Annotated in this window: 16 protein-coding genes and 1 pseudogene; 10 read left to right on the forward strand and 7 right to left on the reverse strand. The window is 69.5% G+C overall.

The annotated features are described in order from the left end of the window. Nucleotides 1–15 precede the first annotated feature (15 nt). The 8 genes from E1202_RS24465 to E1202_RS24500 all read left to right on the forward strand — a co-directional run bounded on the left by E1202_RS24465 (nt 16) and on the right by E1202_RS24500 (nt 10,223). Nucleotides 16–1,077: a Gfo/Idh/MocA family oxidoreductase gene (locus E1202_RS24465; RefSeq protein ID WP_132685482.1), complete on the forward strand. Its 1,062-nt coding sequence runs from the start codon at nt 16–18 to the stop codon at nt 1,075–1,077. Nucleotides 1,078–1,343: 266 nt separating this feature from the next. Further along, nucleotides 1,344–3,719 (forward strand): phosphoketolase family protein, encoded by a 2,376-nt coding sequence (locus E1202_RS24470; RefSeq protein WP_132685512.1) that lies wholly within the window; start codon nt 1,344–1,346, stop codon nt 3,717–3,719. Then, complete coding sequence (locus E1202_RS24475; RefSeq protein WP_132685483.1) at nt 3,704–4,804, forward strand: acetate/propionate family kinase; 1,101 nt, start codon at nt 3,704–3,706, stop codon at nt 4,802–4,804. The genes E1202_RS24470 and E1202_RS24475 overlap by 16 nt, the downstream gene beginning before the upstream one ends. A 246-nt stretch (nt 4,805–5,050) precedes the next feature. Continuing rightward, the gene (gene ehuB / locus E1202_RS24480; protein ID WP_132685484.1) at nt 5,051–5,935 is read left to right on the forward strand and encodes an ectoine/hydroxyectoine ABC transporter substrate-binding protein EhuB; all 885 of its coding nucleotides are present in this window, start codon (nt 5,051–5,053) and stop codon (nt 5,933–5,935) included. A gap of 7 nt (nt 5,936–5,942) precedes the next feature. Next, nucleotides 5,943–6,644 (forward strand): ectoine/hydroxyectoine ABC transporter permease subunit EhuC, encoded by a 702-nt coding sequence (gene ehuC / locus E1202_RS24485; RefSeq protein WP_132685485.1) that lies wholly within the window; start codon nt 5,943–5,945, stop codon nt 6,642–6,644. Next, a complete protein-coding gene (ehuD, locus tag E1202_RS24490; protein WP_132685486.1) occupies nt 6,641–7,297 on the forward strand; it encodes an ectoine/hydroxyectoine ABC transporter permease subunit EhuD in 657 nt (218 codons plus the stop codon). The genes ehuC and ehuD overlap by 4 nt, the downstream gene beginning before the upstream one ends. A 4-nt stretch (nt 7,298–7,301) precedes the next feature. Next, on the forward strand, nt 7,302–8,057 hold the full coding sequence (gene ehuA, locus E1202_RS24495) for an ectoine/hydroxyectoine ABC transporter ATP-binding protein EhuA (RefSeq protein ID WP_132685513.1): 756 nt from the start codon (nt 7,302–7,304) through the stop codon (nt 8,055–8,057). A gap of 183 nt (nt 8,058–8,240) precedes the next feature. Then, nucleotides 8,241–10,223: an APC family permease gene (locus E1202_RS24500; protein ID WP_132685487.1), complete on the forward strand. Its 1,983-nt coding sequence runs from the start codon at nt 8,241–8,243 to the stop codon at nt 10,221–10,223. On the opposite strand, the gene E1202_RS24505 is transcribed toward E1202_RS24500, so the two are convergent. Both E1202_RS24505 and E1202_RS24510 read right to left on the reverse strand, forming a co-directional pair. Beyond that, complete coding sequence (locus E1202_RS24505; protein WP_132685488.1) at nt 10,213–11,181, reverse strand: MsnO8 family LLM class oxidoreductase; 969 nt, start codon at nt 11,179–11,181, stop codon at nt 10,213–10,215. The two genes, E1202_RS24500 and E1202_RS24505, sit on opposite strands and share 11 nt — an antisense overlap. A 52-nt stretch (nt 11,182–11,233) precedes the next feature. Continuing rightward, nucleotides 11,234–11,416, reverse strand: coding sequence for a PspC domain-containing protein (locus E1202_RS24510; protein WP_132678695.1), 183 nt, complete (start codon nt 11,414–11,416; stop codon nt 11,234–11,236). 79 nt (nt 11,417–11,495) lie between these two features. Here E1202_RS24510 and E1202_RS24515 point away from each other — a divergent pair, with 79 nt between their 5' ends. Both E1202_RS24515 and E1202_RS24520 read left to right on the forward strand, forming a co-directional pair. Next, entirely contained in the window at nt 11,496–12,311 is an 816-nt protein-coding gene (locus tag E1202_RS24515) for a hypothetical protein (RefSeq protein WP_132685489.1), read from the forward strand. Nucleotides 12,312–12,526: 215 nt separating this feature from the next. Continuing rightward, nucleotides 12,527–13,966, forward strand: a complete 1,440-nt coding sequence (locus E1202_RS24520) for an Nramp family divalent metal transporter (RefSeq protein ID WP_132685490.1) — start codon at nt 12,527–12,529, stop codon at nt 13,964–13,966. A gap of 188 nt (nt 13,967–14,154) precedes the next feature. Here E1202_RS24520 and E1202_RS24525 read toward each other — a convergent pair whose 3' ends face one another. The 5 genes and pseudogenes from E1202_RS24525 to E1202_RS32680 all read right to left on the reverse strand — a co-directional run bounded on the left by E1202_RS24525 (nt 14,155) and on the right by E1202_RS32680 (nt 17,934). Next, a complete protein-coding gene (locus tag E1202_RS24525) occupies nt 14,155–14,631 on the reverse strand; it encodes a (2Fe-2S)-binding protein (protein WP_132685491.1) in 477 nt (158 codons plus the stop codon). An 18-nt stretch (nt 14,632–14,649) separates the two neighbouring features. Continuing rightward, a pseudogene (locus E1202_RS24530) lies at nt 14,650–16,979 on the reverse strand (molybdopterin cofactor-binding domain-containing protein). 192 nt (nt 16,980–17,171) lie between these two features. Continuing rightward, nucleotides 17,172–17,501, reverse strand: coding sequence for a hypothetical protein (locus E1202_RS24535; RefSeq protein ID WP_132685492.1), 330 nt, complete (start codon nt 17,499–17,501; stop codon nt 17,172–17,174). Beyond that, nucleotides 17,498–17,806 (reverse strand): hypothetical protein, encoded by a 309-nt coding sequence (locus E1202_RS24540; protein ID WP_132685493.1) that lies wholly within the window; start codon nt 17,804–17,806, stop codon nt 17,498–17,500. The genes E1202_RS24535 and E1202_RS24540 overlap by 4 nt, the downstream gene beginning before the upstream one ends. Further along, nucleotides 17,803–17,934, reverse strand: a complete 132-nt coding sequence (locus E1202_RS32680; RefSeq protein WP_268952361.1) for a hypothetical protein — start codon at nt 17,932–17,934, stop codon at nt 17,803–17,805. Before E1202_RS32680 ends, E1202_RS24540 begins: the two co-directional genes overlap by 4 nt. Between the last annotated feature and the right edge of the window lie 235 nt (nt 17,935–18,169).

Consider the following 18,169-nt stretch of genomic DNA (forward strand, 5'->3'; position numbering starts at 1 on the left):
GTGTCTAATGGGGCCATGCACGGCTCGGAACAGCACGAACTCAAGGTCGGACTCGTCGGCTACGGCTCGGGTGGAGCGATCTTCCACGCGCCGTTGATCGCCGCCAACCCGCGGCTGCGGCTCGACGCGGTGGTCACCTCGAACGCGGAGCGGCAGGCGCAGGTGCGCGCCGATCACCCCGGCACCGAGCCGGTGGCCGGCATGGAGGCGCTGTTCGCCCGCGAGCCCGACCTGGTGGTCATCACGACGCCCAACCGCACGCACGTCGAGCTCGCCAAGGCCGCGCTGGACGCCGGTGTCCCGGTGGTGGTGGACAAGCCCTTCACGCCGACCGCGCAGGAGGGGCGCGAACTCATCGAGCACGCCCGCGATCGAGGGCTGCTGCTGACGGTGTTCCAGAACCGCCGCTGGGACAGCGACATCCGCACCGTGCGCAAGGTGCTGGCCGGGGGCGAGCTGGGGCGGGTGCACCGCTTCGAGTCCCGCTTCGACCGCTGGGCGCCGCAGCCGAAGCCCACCTGGCGCGATTCCGGTGGCGCCGAGGACGTGGCGGGACTGCTCTACGACCTGGGCAGTCATCTCATCGACCAGTCGTTGCAGCTGTTCGGTCCGGTCGCCTCGGTCTACGCCGAGATCGACCGCCGCAGGCCGGGCGTGCGCGCCGACGACGACTCGTTCGTCTCGCTGACCCACGCCAACGGCGTCCGCTCGCACCTGTGGATGAGCAAGCTCGCGGCCGTGTCCGGTCCGCGCCTGCGCCTGCTCGGCGACCAGGGCACGTTCACCAAGCACGGCACCGACCCGCAGGAAGCCGACCTCCGCGCCGGCAAGCGGCCCGCGGACGACACCTGGGGCCGCGAACCCGAGGACATCTGGGGCGAGCTCGGCGACGGCGAGACCACGCGGAAGGTTCCGAGCGAGCCGGGCGCCTACCAGGCGTTCTACGACGAGGTCGTCGAAGCCCTCACGGTCCACGGGCCTGCGCCGGTGGATCCCGCCGACGCGGTCACGGCTCTGGACATCATCGCCGCGGCCCAGCGCTCCTCGGAGAAGCAGACGGTCGAACGCCTCCTCTGAGGCTCCCCACCCCGACGGCCGTGCCACCGGGCGGCTTTGGTCCCACCGATCCGTGATCAAGTCCGTTCTGCCCGGTCGATTCGGACCAGAACCGCCCGTGTCCCCCGCTTGCCCGACGTCCACCGCCGCTCCTGACCGTCCGCTCCTGCGGTCTGGCATTACTCCGAGTTGCGCCTGCGCTGTGGGCCAGCAGGCTGTGTGGGTGGTTCGACGTTCGGGGGTCGGGGATGAGCAGTGATGCGCAGGTGTCCGAGGCGGGGTGGACGATGACCCCGGCGGTGAGCGAGCACCTGGAGCCGCAGGAGCTCGACGGGGTGCAGCTGTGGTGGCGCGCGGCCAACTTCCTGTCGGCGGGCCAGATCTACCTGATGGACAACCCGCTGCTGCGCGAACCGCTGCGCCCCGAGCACATCAAGCCGCGGCTGCTCGGGCACTGGGGGACCACGCCCGGCCTGAACTTCATCTACGCGCACCTCAACCGGGTCATCCGGATGCGCGATCTCGCCATGATGTACGTCATCGGGCCAGGTCACGGCGGTCCGGGCCTGGTGTCGGCGGCCTGGCTGGAAGGAACCTACAGCGAGATCTACCCCGACGTCGCCCAGGACAACGACGGACTGCAGCGGCTGGTCACCCAGTTCTCGTTCCCCGGCGGGATCCCCAGCCACGTGGCGCCCGAGACGCCCGGGTCGATCCACGAGGGCGGCGAGCTCGGCTACGCGCTCTCGCACGCGTTCGGGGCGGTGTTCGACAACCCCGACCTGATCGTTCCCTGCGTCATCGGCGACGGCGAGGCCGAGACGGGACCGCTGGCGACCAGCTGGCACTCCAACAAGTTCCTCAACCCCGCCACCGACGGCGCGGTGCTGCCGATCCTGCACCTCAACGGCTACAAGATCGCCAGCCCGGCGGTCCTGGCGCGCATCCCCGACGACGAACTGCTCGGCATGCTGCGCGGTTTCGGTTACGAGCCCTACCTCGTCGCCGGCGACGAGCCGGCACCGATGCACCACCTGTTCGCCGCGACGCTGGACCGCTGCCTCGACGAGATCGCCGCGATCCAGCGCCGGTCGCGGCGGGAGGGCGTCCGGCAGCGCCCCCGGTGGCCGATGATCGTGCTGCGCACGCCGAAGGGCTGGACCGGGCCCGACACCGTCGACGGCAAGTACGTGGCCGGCACCTGGCGCGCGCACCAGGTGCCGATCTCCGATCCGCGCGGCAATCCCGAGCACCTGTGGCAGCTGGAGTCGTGGTTGCGCAGCTACGAGCCGGGGGAGCTGTTCGAGTCCTCGGGTGCTCCGGTGCGCAAGATCCGCGAGCACAACCCGACCGGCGATCGCCGGATGAGCGCCAGCCCGCACGCCAACGGCGGACACCTGCTGCGCGCCCTGCGACTGCCGGAGTTCCGCGACTACGGGGTCGAGGTGGAGCAGCCGGGAGCGAGCTCCGGTGAGGCGACCCGCGTCCTGGGCCGGTTCCTGCGGGACGTGATGCGGCTGAACGAGAACGAGCGCAACTTCCGGGTCTTCTCGCCGGACGAGAACAACTCCAACCGGCTGGCCGCGATCCTGGCGGCCACCGCGCGCACGTGGAGCGCGGAGACGTTGCCCGGCGACGACTCGCTGGCGCGCGACGGAAGGTTGATGGAGGTGCTCTCCGAGCACACCTGCCAGGGCTGGCTGGAGGGCTACCTGCTCACCGGCAGGCACGGGTTCTTCTCCTGCTACGAGGCGTTCGCGCACATCGTGGACTCGATGGTCAACCAGCACGCCAAGTGGCTGAAGGTCACCGGACGGCTGGCCTGGCGGCAGCCGATCGCCTCGCTGAACTACCTGCTGACCTCCCACGTGTGGCGGCAGGACCACAACGGCTTCTCCCACCAGGACCCGGGTTTCATCGACCACGTGGTGAACAAGAAGGCCGAGGTGGTGCGGGTCTACCTGCCGCCGGACGCCAACACCCTGCTGTCGGTGGTGGATCACTGCCTGCGCAGCCGCGACTACATCAACGTCGTGGTGGCCGGGAAGCAGCCCGCGCCGCAGTACCTGGACATGGAGTCGGCGGTGGTGCACTGCACCAAGGGCATCGGCATCTGGGACTGGGCCTCCAGCGACGACGACGGCGATCCCGACGTGGTGATGGGCTGCGCGGGCGACGTGCCCACGATGGAGACGCTGGCCGCGGTGGACCTGCTGCTGCGCGAGTTCCCGGACCTGCGGATCCGGGTGGTCAACGTGGTGGACCTGATGCGGCTGCAGGGCGAGCGGGAGCACCCGCACGGGCTGTCCGACGCCGAGTTCGACAGCCTGTTCACCCGCGATCGCCCGGTGATCTTCAACTTCCACGGCTACCCGTGGCTGATCCACCGGCTGACCTACCGCCGGAGCAACCACGAGAACCTCCACGTGCGCGGCTACAAGGAGGAGGGCACCACGACCACTCCGTTCGACATGTGCGTGCTCAACCAGATCGACAGGTTCAACCTGGCCATCGACGTCATCGACCGGGTTCCCCGGCTCGGGCCGCGCGCTGCCTACGCGCGGGAGGCGTTGAAGACCAAGCTGATCGAGCACCGGCACTACGTGTCCACGCACGGGGAGGACATGCCTGAGATCCGGGAGTGGTCTTGGCCGGGCCGGTGAGGGTGCTGACGGTCAACGCCGGCTCCAGCAGCCTCAAGCTCGCCCTGCTCGACGGTGACGAGCTGGTCGACGACCGGCACGTGGAGCACTGGGGCGGCGAGGCGGAGCCGATCGAGGAGTTCCTCGACGAGCACGGAGCCGAGGTCATCGGGCACCGGGTGGTGCACGGCGGCGATCGCATCACCGAGGCCGCGATCGTCGACGACGAGGTGCAGGCCTACCTGGAATCGCTCACCGATCTCGCACCGCTGCACCAACCGCGCGCGCTCGACGGGATCCGGGTGGCGCGGCGGAGCGCGCCCCGCGTGCCGTCGGTGGTGTGCGTGGACACCGCCTTCCACGCACGACTCCCCACCGCAGCCGCCACCTACGCGCTGCCGCGCGAGTGGAACGAGCGGTATTCCCTGCGCCGCTACGGTTTTCACGGCCTGTCGCACTCCTACGCGGTGCGGCGCGGGGCGGAGCTGACCGGCCTGGACCCCGGGCGCGGGAAGGTGCTGAGCTGCCACCTCGGGGCGGGGGCGTCGATGGCGGCGGTGCTCAACGGCCGTTGCGTGGACACCACGATGGGCTTCACCCCGGAGGAGGGGCTGGTGATGAACACCCGGAGCGGCAGCGTCGATCCAGGGCTCATCGGCTGGCTCATCGATTCCCGAGGTCTCGCGCCGAAGGAGGTCTTCGAGACGCTGGCGCGGAGGTCCGGAATCGCGGGCCTGGCGGGCGGGAACGGCGACCTCCGCGACGTGCTGGACGCCCGGGAGAACGGAGATCACGACGCCGCAACGGCTTTCGACGTCTACCGGCACAGCCTGGTGCGGCACGCCGGAGCGATGCTGGCCGTGCTCGGCGGGCTGGACCTGCTGGTGTTCACCGGCGGGATCGGCGAGCACCAGCCGCCGGTGCGCGCGGCGGTGGGCTCGGCGCTGGTCTTCGCGGGGGCGACCATCGATCCGGCGCACAACATCCACGCGACCGAGGGCGAGATCAGCGCGCCCGGTGCCCCGGCCCGCAGCGTCGTTGTGCGGGCGCGGGAAGACCTGGAGATCGCGAGGCAATCGCGCGTCGCGGTGGCGGTGCACGGCTGAACTTCGATCTTCACCCGTCCGTGTCTAAATTCATCCGAACGAATCTCCTCCGGATCTCGAGCGGCTGTGCGGGGCGCCGGTGTTTGCGCTGGAAATGCGTCTCGATTCGGCGATCTCGCGTGATTGGTGGAAACACAACGGTGACGCGTCACGTTCTGTTTTCGCGTTGACAGGGTCAAAGGGGCGACTTACGGTCTGCCCAACCGCATCACTCGAATGGGCGATGTATCAGGGAGGTCTGGGCCGATGCGCAGGACCGAAATTTCTCGACGGGACATGCTCCGCGCCGGTGGAGCGGCGGCACTCGCGGTGCCCGTCACCGGTTTCCTCGGCGGGTGCACCTTCACCCAGCCCGGCTCCGGGCAGCCGACCGGATCCACCTTGGACCGGCTCAAGCAGCAGGGATACGCGCGAATCGCGATCGCCAACGAGCCGCCCTACACCCAGATCAACCCCGACGGCAGCGTCACCGGAGCCGAACCCGACGTGGTCGCCGCGGTGCTCAAGCGAATGGGCGTACCCCGCATCGAAGGCATCGTCACCCCCTACGAATCGATGATTCCGGGGCTCAACGCGAGCCGGTGGGACATCATCGCCGCAGGATTGTTCATGAAGCAATCGCGGTGCAGTCAGATCCGCTACTCCGAACCGGAAATCGTGTCGACCGAATCGTTCGCGGTGCCCGCGGGAAATCCGAAGAAGCTCACCGGAATCGCGGCCGTGAAAGCCGATCCCGCGCTGAAGATCGCGGTCCTTCCGGGCGGATTCGAAGACGGCGCGCTCAAGACCGCCGGAGTCCCGGCCTCCCAGGTCGTCAACATCCCCGACGGCCGCAGCGGAATCGAAGCCGTGCAGGCCGGCCGAGCCGACGCGTTCTTCCTGCCGACCCTGTCGCTCAACGCGCTCAAGACCGAGGGCATCGAGATCACCGGCGCCATCACCGACGTGCAGCAGACCGGCTCGGGTGCCGGTTTCCGCCAGGCCGACGCCGACCTGGTCGCCGCCTACGACGAGCAGCTCAAGGCGCTCAAGGCCACGCCCGAGTTCGACCAGATCCTCGGCAGGTGGGGATTCTCCGGGGACGCCGCGAGATCCGTGACCCGCGAACAGCTCTGCGCCGTACCGGGCTGAGCCGCGAATGTCGCAGATCCTGCCCTACTTGCCGCTGCTCGGCGAAGGTCTGCTGATCACCATCGCGCTCACCATCGCCGGGATGGTGCTCGCGGTGGTGGTCGCCTTCGCGGCAGGTATCGCGCGGATGTCGCACCGCCGCTGGCTGAGCTGGCCGGCGTCGGTGTTCATCGAGGTCTTCCGCGGGACGTCGATGCTGGTGCAGCTGTTCTGGCTGTTCTTCGCGCTGCCGTTCTTCGGGATCCAGCTGCTGCCGTTCGCCGCGGCGATCCTCGCGCTCGGCCTCAACGAAGGCGCCTACGGCGCGGAGATCGTGCGCGGTGCGATCACCGCCCTGCCGCGCGGTCAGCGGGAAGGTGCCGTCGCGCTGAGCCTGAGCCCCTACCAGCGGATGCGGTTCGTCATCCTGCCGCAGGCGGTTCCGGCGATGATCCCGCCCTTCGGCAACGTGATGGTCGATCTGCTCAAGAACACCTCCCTGGTGTCGCTGGTGACCGTGGCCGACCTGACCTTCACCGCCCAGATGGTCCGCAACACCACCGGCGCCACGGCGGCGGTCTTCGGGACGATCCTGGTGCTCTACTTCGTCGTCGCCTACGTCCTCTCGCTCGGCTCCTCGTGGCTGGAGCGGCGCGTCGACCCGACGCGGCCGGCGCGGGCGCAGAGCTTCTGGCAGCGCGTCCTGCCGGATCGGCGGGTGACGTCGTGATCTGGGACTGGTCGTTCGCCGCGCAGATCGTGCCCTTCCTGCTGCAAGGGCTGTGGGTCACCGTGCAGATCACGCTGGTCGGCATGGCGATCGCGCTGGTCGTCGGGCTGTTCGTGTCCGTGGTGCGCTACTCCGCGGTACCGGTGATCAGCAAGCTGTTCACCTTCTACGTGCTGTTCGTCCGGGGCACGCCGCTGCTGGTGCAGGCGTACTTCGCGTTCTTCGTGCTGCCCGGCGTCGGGGTGCAGTTCTCGCCGATGATCACCGGCATCGTCGTCATCGGCCTCAACTACAGCGCCTACACCGCGGAGGTGTACCGCGCGGGAATCCAGAGCGTCGCCGTCGGGCAGTGGGAGGCGTGCACCGCGCTGAGCCTGTCGAACTGGCAGCGCTGGCGGTTCGTGGTGCTGCCGCAGGCGATCCGCGACGTCATCCCGGCGCTGGGCAACTACCTGGTGCAGATGTTCAAGGATTCCGCGATCCTGCACGCCATCACGGTGTTCGAACTGCTCGGCCACGCGACGGCCATCGGCTCCAGCAGCTACCGCTACCTGGAACCGATGACCATCGCCGCCCTGCTGTTCCTGGCGGTCAGCCTGCCCGCCGCGAGGCTGATCAAACGATTGGAGCTGCGTCTTGCCCACCCCAGATGACGCGATGATCTCCTTCTCGGGCGTGGGGAAGTCCTTCGGGGACAACCACGTGCTGCGCGAACTCGACCTGACGGTGGCGCCGGGGGAGAAGGTGTCCATCATCGGACCGAGCGGCTCCGGCAAGACCACCATCCTGCGGCTGCTGATGACCCTGGAGAACCCCGACACCGGGTTGATCGAGGTCGACGGGCAGCCGCTGTGGGACTGCCGCGAAGGCGCCCGGCTCGACGCGAAGAAGCAGGCCGAGGTGCGGCGCACCATCGGAATGGTGTTCCAGCACTTCAACCTCTTCCCGCACATGACCGTGCTGGCCAACGTGACGCTCTCGCCGGTTCAGGTGCTGGGCATGAGCCGCGACGAGGCCGGGCAGCGAGCGGTCGAACTGCTGCAGCTGGTGGGGCTGGAGAAGCACATGTCGCACAAGCCGGGGCAGCTCTCCGGCGGTCAGCAGCAGCGCGTCGCCATCGCCCGAGCGCTGGCCATGCGGCCGAAGGTGATGCTGTTCGACGAGGTCACCTCGGCGCTGGACCCGGAGCTCATCGGCGAGGTGCTGGCCGTCATCCGCGACCTCGCGCACACCACGGCCATGACGATGCTGCTGGTCACCCACGAGATGCGCTTCGCGGAGGAGATCTCCGACCGCGTCCTGATGTTCGACTCCGGCGCGGTGGTCGAGTCCGGGCCACCGTCCCAGATCCTCCAGAACCCCCAGCACGAACGAACACAGCGCTTCCTCAAAGCCGTCCTCGAACGCAAATAGCCCTCCACACCCGCCCCGCTCCAGGACAACCGGACTTCAGCGGAACTCGGGACCCCGATCTCAGTGGAAATCGGGTCTCGGACTTCAGTGGAGTTCGGGGGCCTGACTTCACTGAAACCCGGAAGATCACTCGTACGCAGTAGTTCGTCGGTGGGGTTGCGGAGGCGAACCTAGCCTGGGGCGATGGCCTCGTTTCGGCAGGTGGCGAAGCGCTTCGTGCTCGGGCCTCCGGTGCGCAGCGACCGGATGGGCGAGACCCTGTTGCCCAAGCGGCTCGCCCTGCCGGTCTTCGCCAGCGACCCGCTGTCCTCGGTCACCTACGCGACCCAGGAGATCCTGCTGATCCTGTCGCTGGGCGGGTTGGCGGTGCTGCACCTGGCGCCGTGGGTGGGGCTGGGCGTCGTGCTGCTGCTGGTGGTCGTGGTCGCCTCCTACCGGCAGGTGGTGCACGCCTACCCCAGCGGCGGCGGGTCCTACGAGGTCGCGGCGCGCAACCTCAGCCGGAACTCGAGCCTCGTGGTGGCCGCGGCGCTCATGGTGGACTACGTGATGACGGTGGCCGTCTCGGTCGCCGCGGGCGTGGACAACCTGGTCTCGGCGGTCCCCGCGCTCTACCCGTCGCGGGTGTGGGTTGCGGTGGGCGGTGTCGTGCTGCTGGTCGCGGTGAACCTGCGCGGCGCCCGCGAGTCGGGGCGCGCGTTCTCCGTCCCCACCTACCTGTTCGTGGCGTCGATGGGGCTGACCGTGGTGGTCGGGCTCGTGCAGGCGGCGGTCGGTCAACCGCCGGTGGCCGAGAGCGCCGGTTGGGGCATCCGGCCCGAGCAGACCGACCTGACCGGGATCGCCCTGGTGTTCCTGCTGCTGCGCGCGTTCGCCTCCGGGTGCACGGCGCTGGCCGGCGTCGAGGCGATCTCCAACGGGGTGCCCGCCTTCCGCCGCCCCAAGGAGCGCAACGCCGGGCGCACCATGCTGATCATGGGCGGGCTGGCGATCGGGTTGTTCAGCGGTGTCACCGCGCTCGCCGCGGTCGCCGGGGTGCGGGTGGCGGAGAACCCGTGCGACCTGATCGGGTTCCCCGGGGACTGCCGCAGCAGCGGTCAGCGCACCGTGATCGCGCAGCTGGCCGCAGCGGTGTTCGGCGACGGCAGCGTGATGTTCTACGTGGTGCAGGCCGCGGCCGCGCTGATCCTGGTGCTGGCGGCCAACACCGCGTTCAACGGTTTCCCGATGCTCGGCTCGCTGCTCGCGCAGCGCCGCTACCTGCCGCGGCAGCTGCACACCCGCGGCGACCGGCTGGCGCACTCCAACGGCGTCATCGTGCTGGGCGTCGTCTCGGCGATGTTGATCGCGTCCTTCGGCGGGTCGGTGACGGCGCTGATCCAGCTCTACATCGTCGGCGTCTTCGCGTCGTTCACGCTGTGCCAGCTGGGCATGGTGCGGCACTGGAACCACGAGCTGCGCAGAGGGGAGGGCAACCGGGGGCGGATTCACCGGGCGCGGCTGATCAACGCGGTCGGCGCGCTGCTCACGGCCACGGTGCTGTGCGTCGTGCTGGCCACCAAGTTCACCCACGGCGCCTACCTCGTGGTGCTGGCGATCCCGCTGCTGTTCCTGCTGATGCGCGGAATCCACCGGCACTACCGGCAGGTCCGCCGCGAGCTGGAACCGGATTCCGGTGAGCTGCCCTCACCGAGCCGGGTGCACGCCGTCGTCCTGGTGTCGGCGGTTCACAAACCGACGCTGCGGGCCCTGGCCTTCGCCCGCGCCACCCGGCCGGACACGCTCACCGCGCTGACGGTCGAGGTCGACGACGCCGACACGCACCTGCTGCGCAGCGAGTGGGAACGCCTCGGCATCGACTTCCCGCTGGAGGTCGTGGAGTCGCCGTACCGGGAGATCACCCGACCGCTCGTGCGCCGCATCAAGGAGCTCCGCCGCTCCGGACCCCGCGACCTGGTCTGCGTCTACATTTCGGACTACGTCGTCGGCCACTGGTGGGAGGGGCTGCTGCACAACCAGAGCGCCCTGCGGCTGACCTGGCGGCTGCGCTTCGAACCCGGCGTGGCCGTCGTCAGCGTCCCGTGGCAGCTCGACTCCAGCCACCGCCGCGACGTCGACCGAGAACACCATCCCCCCGGCCACGTCCGACGCGGCCTCACCCGATGAGGGACGCGAGGAGGCGGTAGGAGTCGAGGCGGTCGTCGGGGTCGTGGGCCGTGGTGGTGACCAGGAGTTCGTCGGCGTCCGTCTTGGCGACGAGGTCCTTCACGGCGACCGCGACCTCGTCCGGCGTGCCGCAGGTGTGGCCCTGCATGGCGCGGGTGAAGTGGGTGCGTTCCCGGTCGGTCATGTCGCGGGCGAGGACGCGGTCCGGGTCGTCCAGGGGTGGGAACTCGCCCCTGGTGCGCGACCAGGCGTTGGCCCAGGCTTCGGGGACGAGCAGGCGGCGGGCGGCTTCGGTCGTCTCGGCGACCGCGATGGAGCGCGCGACGACCACGTAGGGATCAGCCGTGCGGCGGGAGGGGCGGAAGCTCTGCCGGTACTCGTCGATCGTGCGCAGCATCTTCTGCTCGCCGAGCGGGGAGGCGATGACCAGCGGCAGGCCGAGCTCGGCGGCACTGGTGGCGTTGCGGGTGGCCAGCACGAACACCGGCAGGTCGAGTCCTTCGGCGGGCACCGCGCGCACGCCGGTGACGCCGCCGTCGAGGTAGGCCAGCAGCTCGGTGATCTGCTCGGTGAAGCGGCTCGCGTCCTCGGCGCCGAGCGCCTTGCGGATGGCGCCGGTGAACCCCAGCGACCGCCCCAGCCCGACGTCGATGCGGTCGCCGAACAGCGACGCCAGCACGCCGAACTGCTCGGCGACCACGAGCGGCTGGTGGTTGGGCAGCATGACGCCGCCGGTTCCCACCCTGATCCGGCTGGTGGCGGCGGCGACCGCCGCGGCCAGCACGGTCGGGGCGGCTCCGGCGACGCCGGGCACGCCGTGGTGCTCGGCGACCCAGATCCGGTGGTAGCCGAGCCGCTCGACCTCCTGCGCGAAGCGCACGGTCTCCAGCAACGCCTCCTGGGCGCTACCGCCGACCGGGATGTGCGAGCGGTCCAGCACTGACAGACGAGGACTCACCCCGGGTACAACGCCTTCCGGGCGCAGAGATTCCGGAAGGCGCGTGTGACCCTCAGCGGGCCTTCGGCAGCAGGATCCACAGCAGGATGTAGAGGATGAACTGCGGGCCTGGCAGAACGCAGGAGATCACGAAGGCCAGCCGCACCAGGAACACGGGCAGGCCGAACCGGTGGGCGAGGCCCGCGCACACGCCGGCGATCATCTTTCCGTTGCGAGGACGCTCCAATGCCGTCATGGCTCCAGCCTGCCCGCGCGCGGACGATCTCGCCAACGCGAATGTCGCGCGCGGACTCCACTGGTGGCACGTTGAGGTTGTGGACCTGCGACAAGTGGCTCGCGAACTGCGCACCGGCGACCCGGTGGAATTCGTCACCGCCCGGGACGCCGCGGCCGCGCGCGCCCGCGAGTCCGGTGACACCCGGCTGGCGGACCGCATCAAGAAGCTGCGCAAGCCCACCACGGCGGCGTGGGCGGTGAACCTGCTGGCCGACCGCGAACCGGGCGAGCTGCGCGCGCTGCACGACCTCGGGGAGCGGCTGCGCAACGCCCAGCGCGAACTGCGCGGGGACGAGCTCCGCGACCTGGCCGCCGAACGCACCCGCCTGCTCGACCGCCTCACCGGCCGAGCGGTCGAGCTGGCCGCCGAACGCGGGCACGAGCTGGCCCAAGCCGGACGCGAGCAGATCTCGCAAACCCTCACGGCGGCGCTCTCCGACCCCGAGGCCGCGGCCGAGGTCGAGGAGGCGACGCTGACCAAGCCCCTGGAGTACAGCGGCTTCGGCCTCGACGACCTCGCCGCAGCAGCCATCCGCAGGCAGTCCTCCGACCAGAAACCCCGAGCGAAGCGTCCCGCGAAGAGCAGCGAGGACTCCGGCGAGGCGAAGCTGCTGGAGCTGCGGCACCGGCTGCGGGACACCGAAGAACACCTCGACGCCGCGAACGAGAACCTCCAGCGCGCCGAAGCCGCGTGCGAGGAGGCGCAGGAGCGCTGCGAACGCCTCCGCGAGGAGCTGGCCGAGGCCGACGCGGAGCTGCGCGACCGGCGCCGCGACCTCAAAGCCGCGCGCCAGGAGCACGAGCGAGCGGTGAAGGCCAAGGACTCCGCCTCGAAGGACCTGGGCGATCGGTGACCGGACCGAAACCGCCGAATTCGAGTCCCCTTTGTCCGATCGCCACGGGAAAACCCGGGCCGCCGGCTGAAAAGCGGCATGTTCCTTGCTCGCTCACAACGGGCTCGCGACGGGTGTAGGCGACAGAAGTATTACTTTTCGGTGTTGGTTGTTGTTCGGGCGCTTACTTTGGCTCTTCCTCAGGACACGCACAACCACGAGCAAGGGTGCCGACGATGGCAGATCGCAAAGAGGCGAGCCCGCTGAGCCCGGAGAGGGCGTTCCCCGACAAGCACATCCCGAAGCCGCAGGTGCGCGACCTGCCGGCGCCACCGCGGAACCAGTGGCGGTTGATCGGCCCGGGCATCGTCGCGGCGGGCGTCGGCCTGGCCAGCGGTGAGTTCATCCTCTTCCCCTACATCACCTCCCAGGTCGGGCTGACCTTCGTGTGGGCAGCGCTGCTGGGCCTGGTCACGCAGTACTTCCTGAACATGGAGATCGAGCGGTACACCCTGGCCACCGGTGAGACCGCGGTGACCGGCTTCAGCCGCCTGTGGAAGCACTGGGGCCTGGTGTTCGCGATCATGGCTTACTTCGCCAACCTCTGGCCCGCGTGGGCGACGAGTTCGGCGACGCTGATCACCTACGCGATCGGCGGTGACAAATCCCTGGTGGCGGTGGGGATCCTGCTGCTGGTGGCGCTGATCCTCACGCTGGCCCCGGCGGTCTACACGGCGCTGGAACGCGCCGAGATGCTCAAGGTCGCCGCGATCGTGCTGCTCATCGCGATCGGCGCGCTGTTCGTCATCGGAGCCGAGACCTGGCAGGCGCTGCCGACCGTGGTCACCGAGGCCGGGTTCCCTGCCGCCGAGCTCGGTTTCGCGGTGCTGATGGGCGCGCTGGCCTTCGCCGGTGCCGGCGGTGGTCAGAACCTGGTGCAGAGCAACTGGATCCGCGACAAGGGCTTCGGAATGGGGCACTACGTCCCCAAGATCGTGTCGCCGCTGACCGGTCAGGCCGAGGCGCGCGGTCAGGCGGGGTTCATCTTCCCCGCGACCGACGAGAACCTGGACCGCTGGAAGGCGTGGTGGCGCTTCGCCAACAAGGAGCAGCTGATGACCTTCGTGGCCATCACGTTCCTGTCCATCATGTTCATGTCGCTGCTGGCCTACGGAACCGTCTTCGGGCACCCCGGGCTGGAGAACGACGTGTCGTTCCTGCGTGTCGAGGGCGAGAAGATGTCGGCCGTGGCCGGCGGCTGGTTCGGCTACTTCTTCTGGATCGTGGGCGCGTTCTCGCTGTTCGCGGCGGCGCTGGGCATCGTCGACTACACCAGCAGGCTGGCCGCCGACGTGCTCAAGACCAGCTACTTCCCGAACGCCTCGGAGAGCAAGATCTACGCGATCCTGGTGTGGGGGCTGGTGGTCATCGGCACGATCGTGATCGTCGCCGGGATGGGGCAACCGCTGCTGCTGGCCACGATCTCGGCCTGCACCGGTGGCGTCATGATGTTCATCTACTCCGGGCTGCTGATCGCCATCAACCGCAAGATGCTGCCCGCCCAGATCCGCGTCTCGGGCGTCCGCCTCGCCGCGCTGATCTGGTCGATCGTCCTGTTCGGCGTGATGGCGTTCCTGACCGTCCACCAGCAGGTCGACAAGCTGCTCGGAGGCTGACCGCGAGCGGCGGAAGCCTCCGGCCGCTGGGACCGGAGGCTCCGCCGCGCGGGGTTTCGAATGCTCCACGTGCCAGCGCGGAGCGCCCGCCAGCACCCCCAGGATAACGCTCTCACCTGCGGTGATGGCCAGATCCGCGGTGCGGGGCGGTCGGGACTTCGCAACTGGGGCCCCGGCCGCCCCACGCGTCACATCTTCTCCGCGCCCGCCTTGATGGCCTCGCGGATCCGGAAGTACGTGCCGCAGCGGCAGATGTTGCGGATCGTGTCGAGGTCCGCCTCGGTGATCTGGCGTCCGCCGGCCGCAGCGCGGCGCACCAGGGCCACCGCCGCCATGATCTGGCCCGGCTGGCAGTAGCCGCACTGCGCGACGTCCTGGTCCAGCCACGCCTGCTGCATCGGGTGCAATTCGGCGTCGACGGTGTCGGGCAGGCCCTCGATCGTGGTGATCTCGTCCTCGGCGGAGATGTCGCCGACCGAGACCGAGCACGGGTTGAAGGCCTTGCCGTTGATGTGGCTGGTGCACGCCTTGCAGACGTTGATGCCGCAGCCGTACTTCGGGCCGGTCACGCCGAGCAGGTCGCGCAGCACCCACAGCACCCGCACGTCGTCGGCGACGTCGACGGTGACCTGTTCACCGTTGAGTCGAAAGGTGTGCTCAGGCACGAGAATTCCTCCAGGTCCTCACTGCGCGTGGCGCAGGCCGTCGGTGGGCGACTCCGGGATCGGCGGCACGTTGGGCTTCGGCTCGAACGACAACGTGCCGTGGTTGATCGGGAAGCTCGTCGGGACCGAACCGGTCGCGCGGGCGTAGGCGCAGGCCACCGCGGCCTGTGCCGAGGCGACGCCGAGCTCGCCGGCGCCACCGGGCTTGCCGGTCGTCGGCGGCATGATGATGATCTCCAGCTCCGGCGGCGAGTTCCACTGCCGGGTGTAGAAGTAGTTGTCCCAGCTGGCTTCCAGGAAGTACCCGTCGGTCAGGTGCAGGCTGGAGGTCAGCGCGTTGGCGATGCCGTCGTTGATGCCGCCCATCATCTGGGCCTCCAGGCCGCGCGGGTTGACCGCGAGCCCGACGTCCACCGCGCAGACCACCTTGGTGACGCGCGGGCCGGCGACGGCGTCGCGGATCGGCCGGTTCACCGTCTCAGGCGTGCAGTCGATCTCCACGAGAGTCGCGATCGTCGCCCGGTACTCGGTGTGCACCGCGATGCCCTGCGCCGTGTTCTCCGGCATCGTCCGGCCCCACCGCCCGGCCTCGGCGACCTCGTCGAGGACGGCCTTGAGGCGTTCCTCCTGCAGGAACCGCTGCCGGAACCGGTAGGGGTCCTCGCCCATCGTCGCGGCCAGCTGGTCGACGATCAGCTCCCGCGCGGTGGTGACGTCGGGGGAGTAGATGTTGCGCATGCTGCCGGTGTTGAAACCGCGATCGGTCTCGTTGAGCAGCTGCGTGGTGGCCCCGAAGCCGTAGGGCATGGTCTGGGTGAAGGTGAAGATCGTCTGCGAGAACGACGCGTCGGCGACCGGCAGCTTCGCCGCGCTGGCGGTGATGATCTCGCCGAAGCCGTGGCTGAAGTCGGTGAACACGCTGGTGTGCCGCTGCTCGTAGCTCAGCACGCCGTCCCCGGCGACGCCGACACGCACCCGCGAGGTCGCCATCGGGTGGGTGCGGCCCTGGCGGGAGTCGTCGGCGCGGTGCCACATCAGCTTGACCGGCTTGCCGATCTTGCGGGAGATCTCGGCGGCCTCCATGGCGCCGTCGTTGAACAGCTTGCGCCCGAACGATCCGCCGCCTTCGGTGACGTGGACCGTCACCGCGTTGAGCGGAATTCCGTACTCCGCGGCGATGGTCTCCTTGGTGAGGATCGGGTTCTTCTGGGCCGACCAGATCTCGGCCCGGTCCCGCCGCACGTCGGCGATCGCGCAGTTGGTCTCCAGCGCGCTGTTGCTGCGGAAGAAGAAGGTGAAGTCGCCCTCGACGCTCGATTCGCCCTTCGGCGCCACCAGCGGCACCTCGGCCGCCCGCAGCTCGTCGAGCACCGAAGCGTCCGATTTGCCCTCGGCCGTACCGGGTTTCCATTCGACGTCCAGCGCGCGCACCGCGTCGATGCACTGCCCGAAGGTCTCCGCCCGCACCGCGACACCGGTCGAGATCGCGACCACGTCGGTGACGCCCGGCATGGTGGCCACGGCGTCGGTGTTGCGCACCGAACCGACCTTCCCGTTGAGCGTCGGCGGCCTGCACACCATGGTCGGCAGGGCGCCCGGGATCTTGAGGTCCATCGCGAACTTCTTCCGGCCGGTCACCGCCGCGAGCGCGTCCACGCGGTTGTGCGGGGTCCCGATGATCGAGAAGTTCTCGTTCGCCTTGAGCTGCACCGGAACTTCCTCGGTGCGCACGCTCGCGGCCTTCGTGGCGAGTTCGCCGATGCCGATGCTGCTTCCCAGCAGGTCGGTGATGATGCCCTGCTTGAGGCGCAGCGTCGCCACCGCCTGCTCCAGCTCGACGGCGGCGGCCTGCAGCAGGCGCCCGCGGCCACGGCGGCGGCGACGCGGATCGGCGTGTAGGTCGACAGCGTGGTGCCGGAACCGCCGGTGATCTGGTTGAACACCAGCTCCGGCCGCGCGTCGGCGAGCGTGACGTGGACGTTCTCGACCGGCACGTCCATCTCCTCGGCGATCATCATCGCGGTGGAGGTGGTGATGCCCTGGCCGACTTCAGCGCGCGGCAGCTCGAAGGACACGGTGCCGTCGGTGTTGACCCTGACGGTGATGAGGTTCGCGGTGGGGGCGGCCGAGTGCTCCAGCATGTCGCTGAGGTCGGTGATCTCGGCGATGGCGGGGGAGGGAACCGGCGGCAGCCCTTGGGCTTCCGCGGCGGGCGCGCGCAGGTTCAGGTCGGCGGCGGCGACCAACGTCGGTGCGGCCAGGACGTAACCGAGGAAACCGCGCCGTCCGACGGCGTGGGATTCGGAAGGCCGCGAGTCGGGCGGTGAGGAGCGGTCTGCGGTCGTCACTTCGGTCCCCTTCCGCCGGACGGATCTGCTCTTTCCGGCAGCCAAAAAACGGGCCTGACCTGGGAAGATGTGATTCCAGATCGTTTCGAACAGCGGAACTGTAACGTCGATCGTTGAAGGGGTCAACGAATCGGCCCTGACTCAAGATCACGATCATGTCAAGCACCCGAAGTGCTCAATCCGCCGTCCGCTTCACGGCTCGCCCGGGGTGTTGAAACGCCGACGGACGTCCTCGGCCACCTGCGGGTGCCCGGCCGCCTCGATGGAGCGGGCGAAGCGGTGCGCGGCCAGCCGCCGCACGGCGTTGCGCTCACCGTGCAGACCGAGCTGGTCGAGCAGCATGCCCACGTGGTCCGACGGGGTCGGCAGCCCGCCGGTCAACTTCGTGAACACGCCGAAACCCACCGCCGCCGCCAACAGCGGAACCACCACCCGCGCAGGCCATTCCAGCAGCCTCCCGAAGAACAGCGGGATCGCCGCCATCGCGAGTCCGATGTAGAGGGTCCGGTCCTCCTTGGTCATCGCACGAACTCCCCGGGTCGCGGCGGTCCCGATTCGGGTCGCGCGGCGTCGAGGTGCTCGCGAGCGAGATCGAGGGCGCGCATCGACGCGTCCGGGTCGCCGGCCAGCGCATGGCCTTGGGCCTCGTGCAGCGCGGCCCATCCCCGGATGTGGTCGGTGAGCGCGTTCTGCCTGGCCAGCCGGGCGACGTCGATGGTCTGCCGCGCGTCGTGGCGGTAGAGGTCGACCACGGCGCGCCGCACCAGCGCGTAGGCGCCGAGCCTGCGGTCGCCGCCGGCCTCGGCGAGCTCGACGGACCGGTTCACCACATCGCCGCCCGGTCGTCACCTGCCTCCTGCGTCATCCAGCCCGCGTACTCGGCGTACCGGGCGGTCAACACCAGGATCTCCGCCGCCTGGCCGGGTTTCGCGTTGTGCGCCAGCGCGCGCAGCAAAATGCGTCTGCGTGATCAGGCCCGGCACACCAGGGAAGGGCGCGTGGTCTGCCCGACACCGCAGTCCAGTCGTGGGCGATCTTCGAAATCGCCTCGTCGAGCCTGTCCGGAACCGCATTGGTGGCGCTCGTCGTCGTCATGGCCGCCGCAATCCTCGTCGCCGTCGAGTCGTGGAGTGGCATCTCAAGAACGCATCAGCAGTGCTGCGTTCTTCGACGGATCTTCACCGAGAACC

The organism is Saccharopolyspora karakumensis (genome assembly GCF_004349225.1).
In the GTDB taxonomy this organism is placed as follows: domain Bacteria; phylum Actinomycetota; class Actinomycetes; order Mycobacteriales; family Pseudonocardiaceae; genus Saccharopolyspora; species Saccharopolyspora endophytica.

Bases quoted from the DNA above. Each gene is read 5' to 3' on its own strand.
- E1202_RS24465 (WP_132685482.1), top strand. From the start codon at position 16: ATGCACGGCTCGGAACAGCACGAACTCAAGGTCGGACTCGTCGGCTAC.
- E1202_RS24470 (WP_132685512.1), top strand. From the start codon at position 1,344: ATGACCCCGGCGGTGAGCGAGCACCTGGAGCCGCAGGAGCTCGACGGG.
- ehuB (WP_132685484.1), top strand. From the start codon at position 5,051: ATGCGCAGGACCGAAATTTCTCGACGGGACATGCTCCGCGCCGGTGGA.
- ehuC (WP_132685485.1), top strand. From the start codon at position 5,943: ATGTCGCAGATCCTGCCCTACTTGCCGCTGCTCGGCGAAGGTCTGCTG.
- ehuA (WP_132685513.1), top strand. From the start codon at position 7,302: ATGATCTCCTTCTCGGGCGTGGGGAAGTCCTTCGGGGACAACCACGTG.
- E1202_RS24500 (WP_132685487.1), top strand. From the start codon at position 8,241: ATGGCCTCGTTTCGGCAGGTGGCGAAGCGCTTCGTGCTCGGGCCTCCG.
- E1202_RS24510 (WP_132678695.1), bottom strand. From the start codon at position 11,416: ATGACGGCATTGGAGCGTCCTCGCAACGGAAAGATGATCGCCGGCGTG.
- E1202_RS24520 (WP_132685490.1), top strand. From the start codon at position 12,527: ATGGCAGATCGCAAAGAGGCGAGCCCGCTGAGCCCGGAGAGGGCGTTC.
- E1202_RS24535 (WP_132685492.1), bottom strand. From the start codon at position 17,501: ATGACCAAGGAGGACCGGACCCTCTACATCGGACTCGCGATGGCGGCG.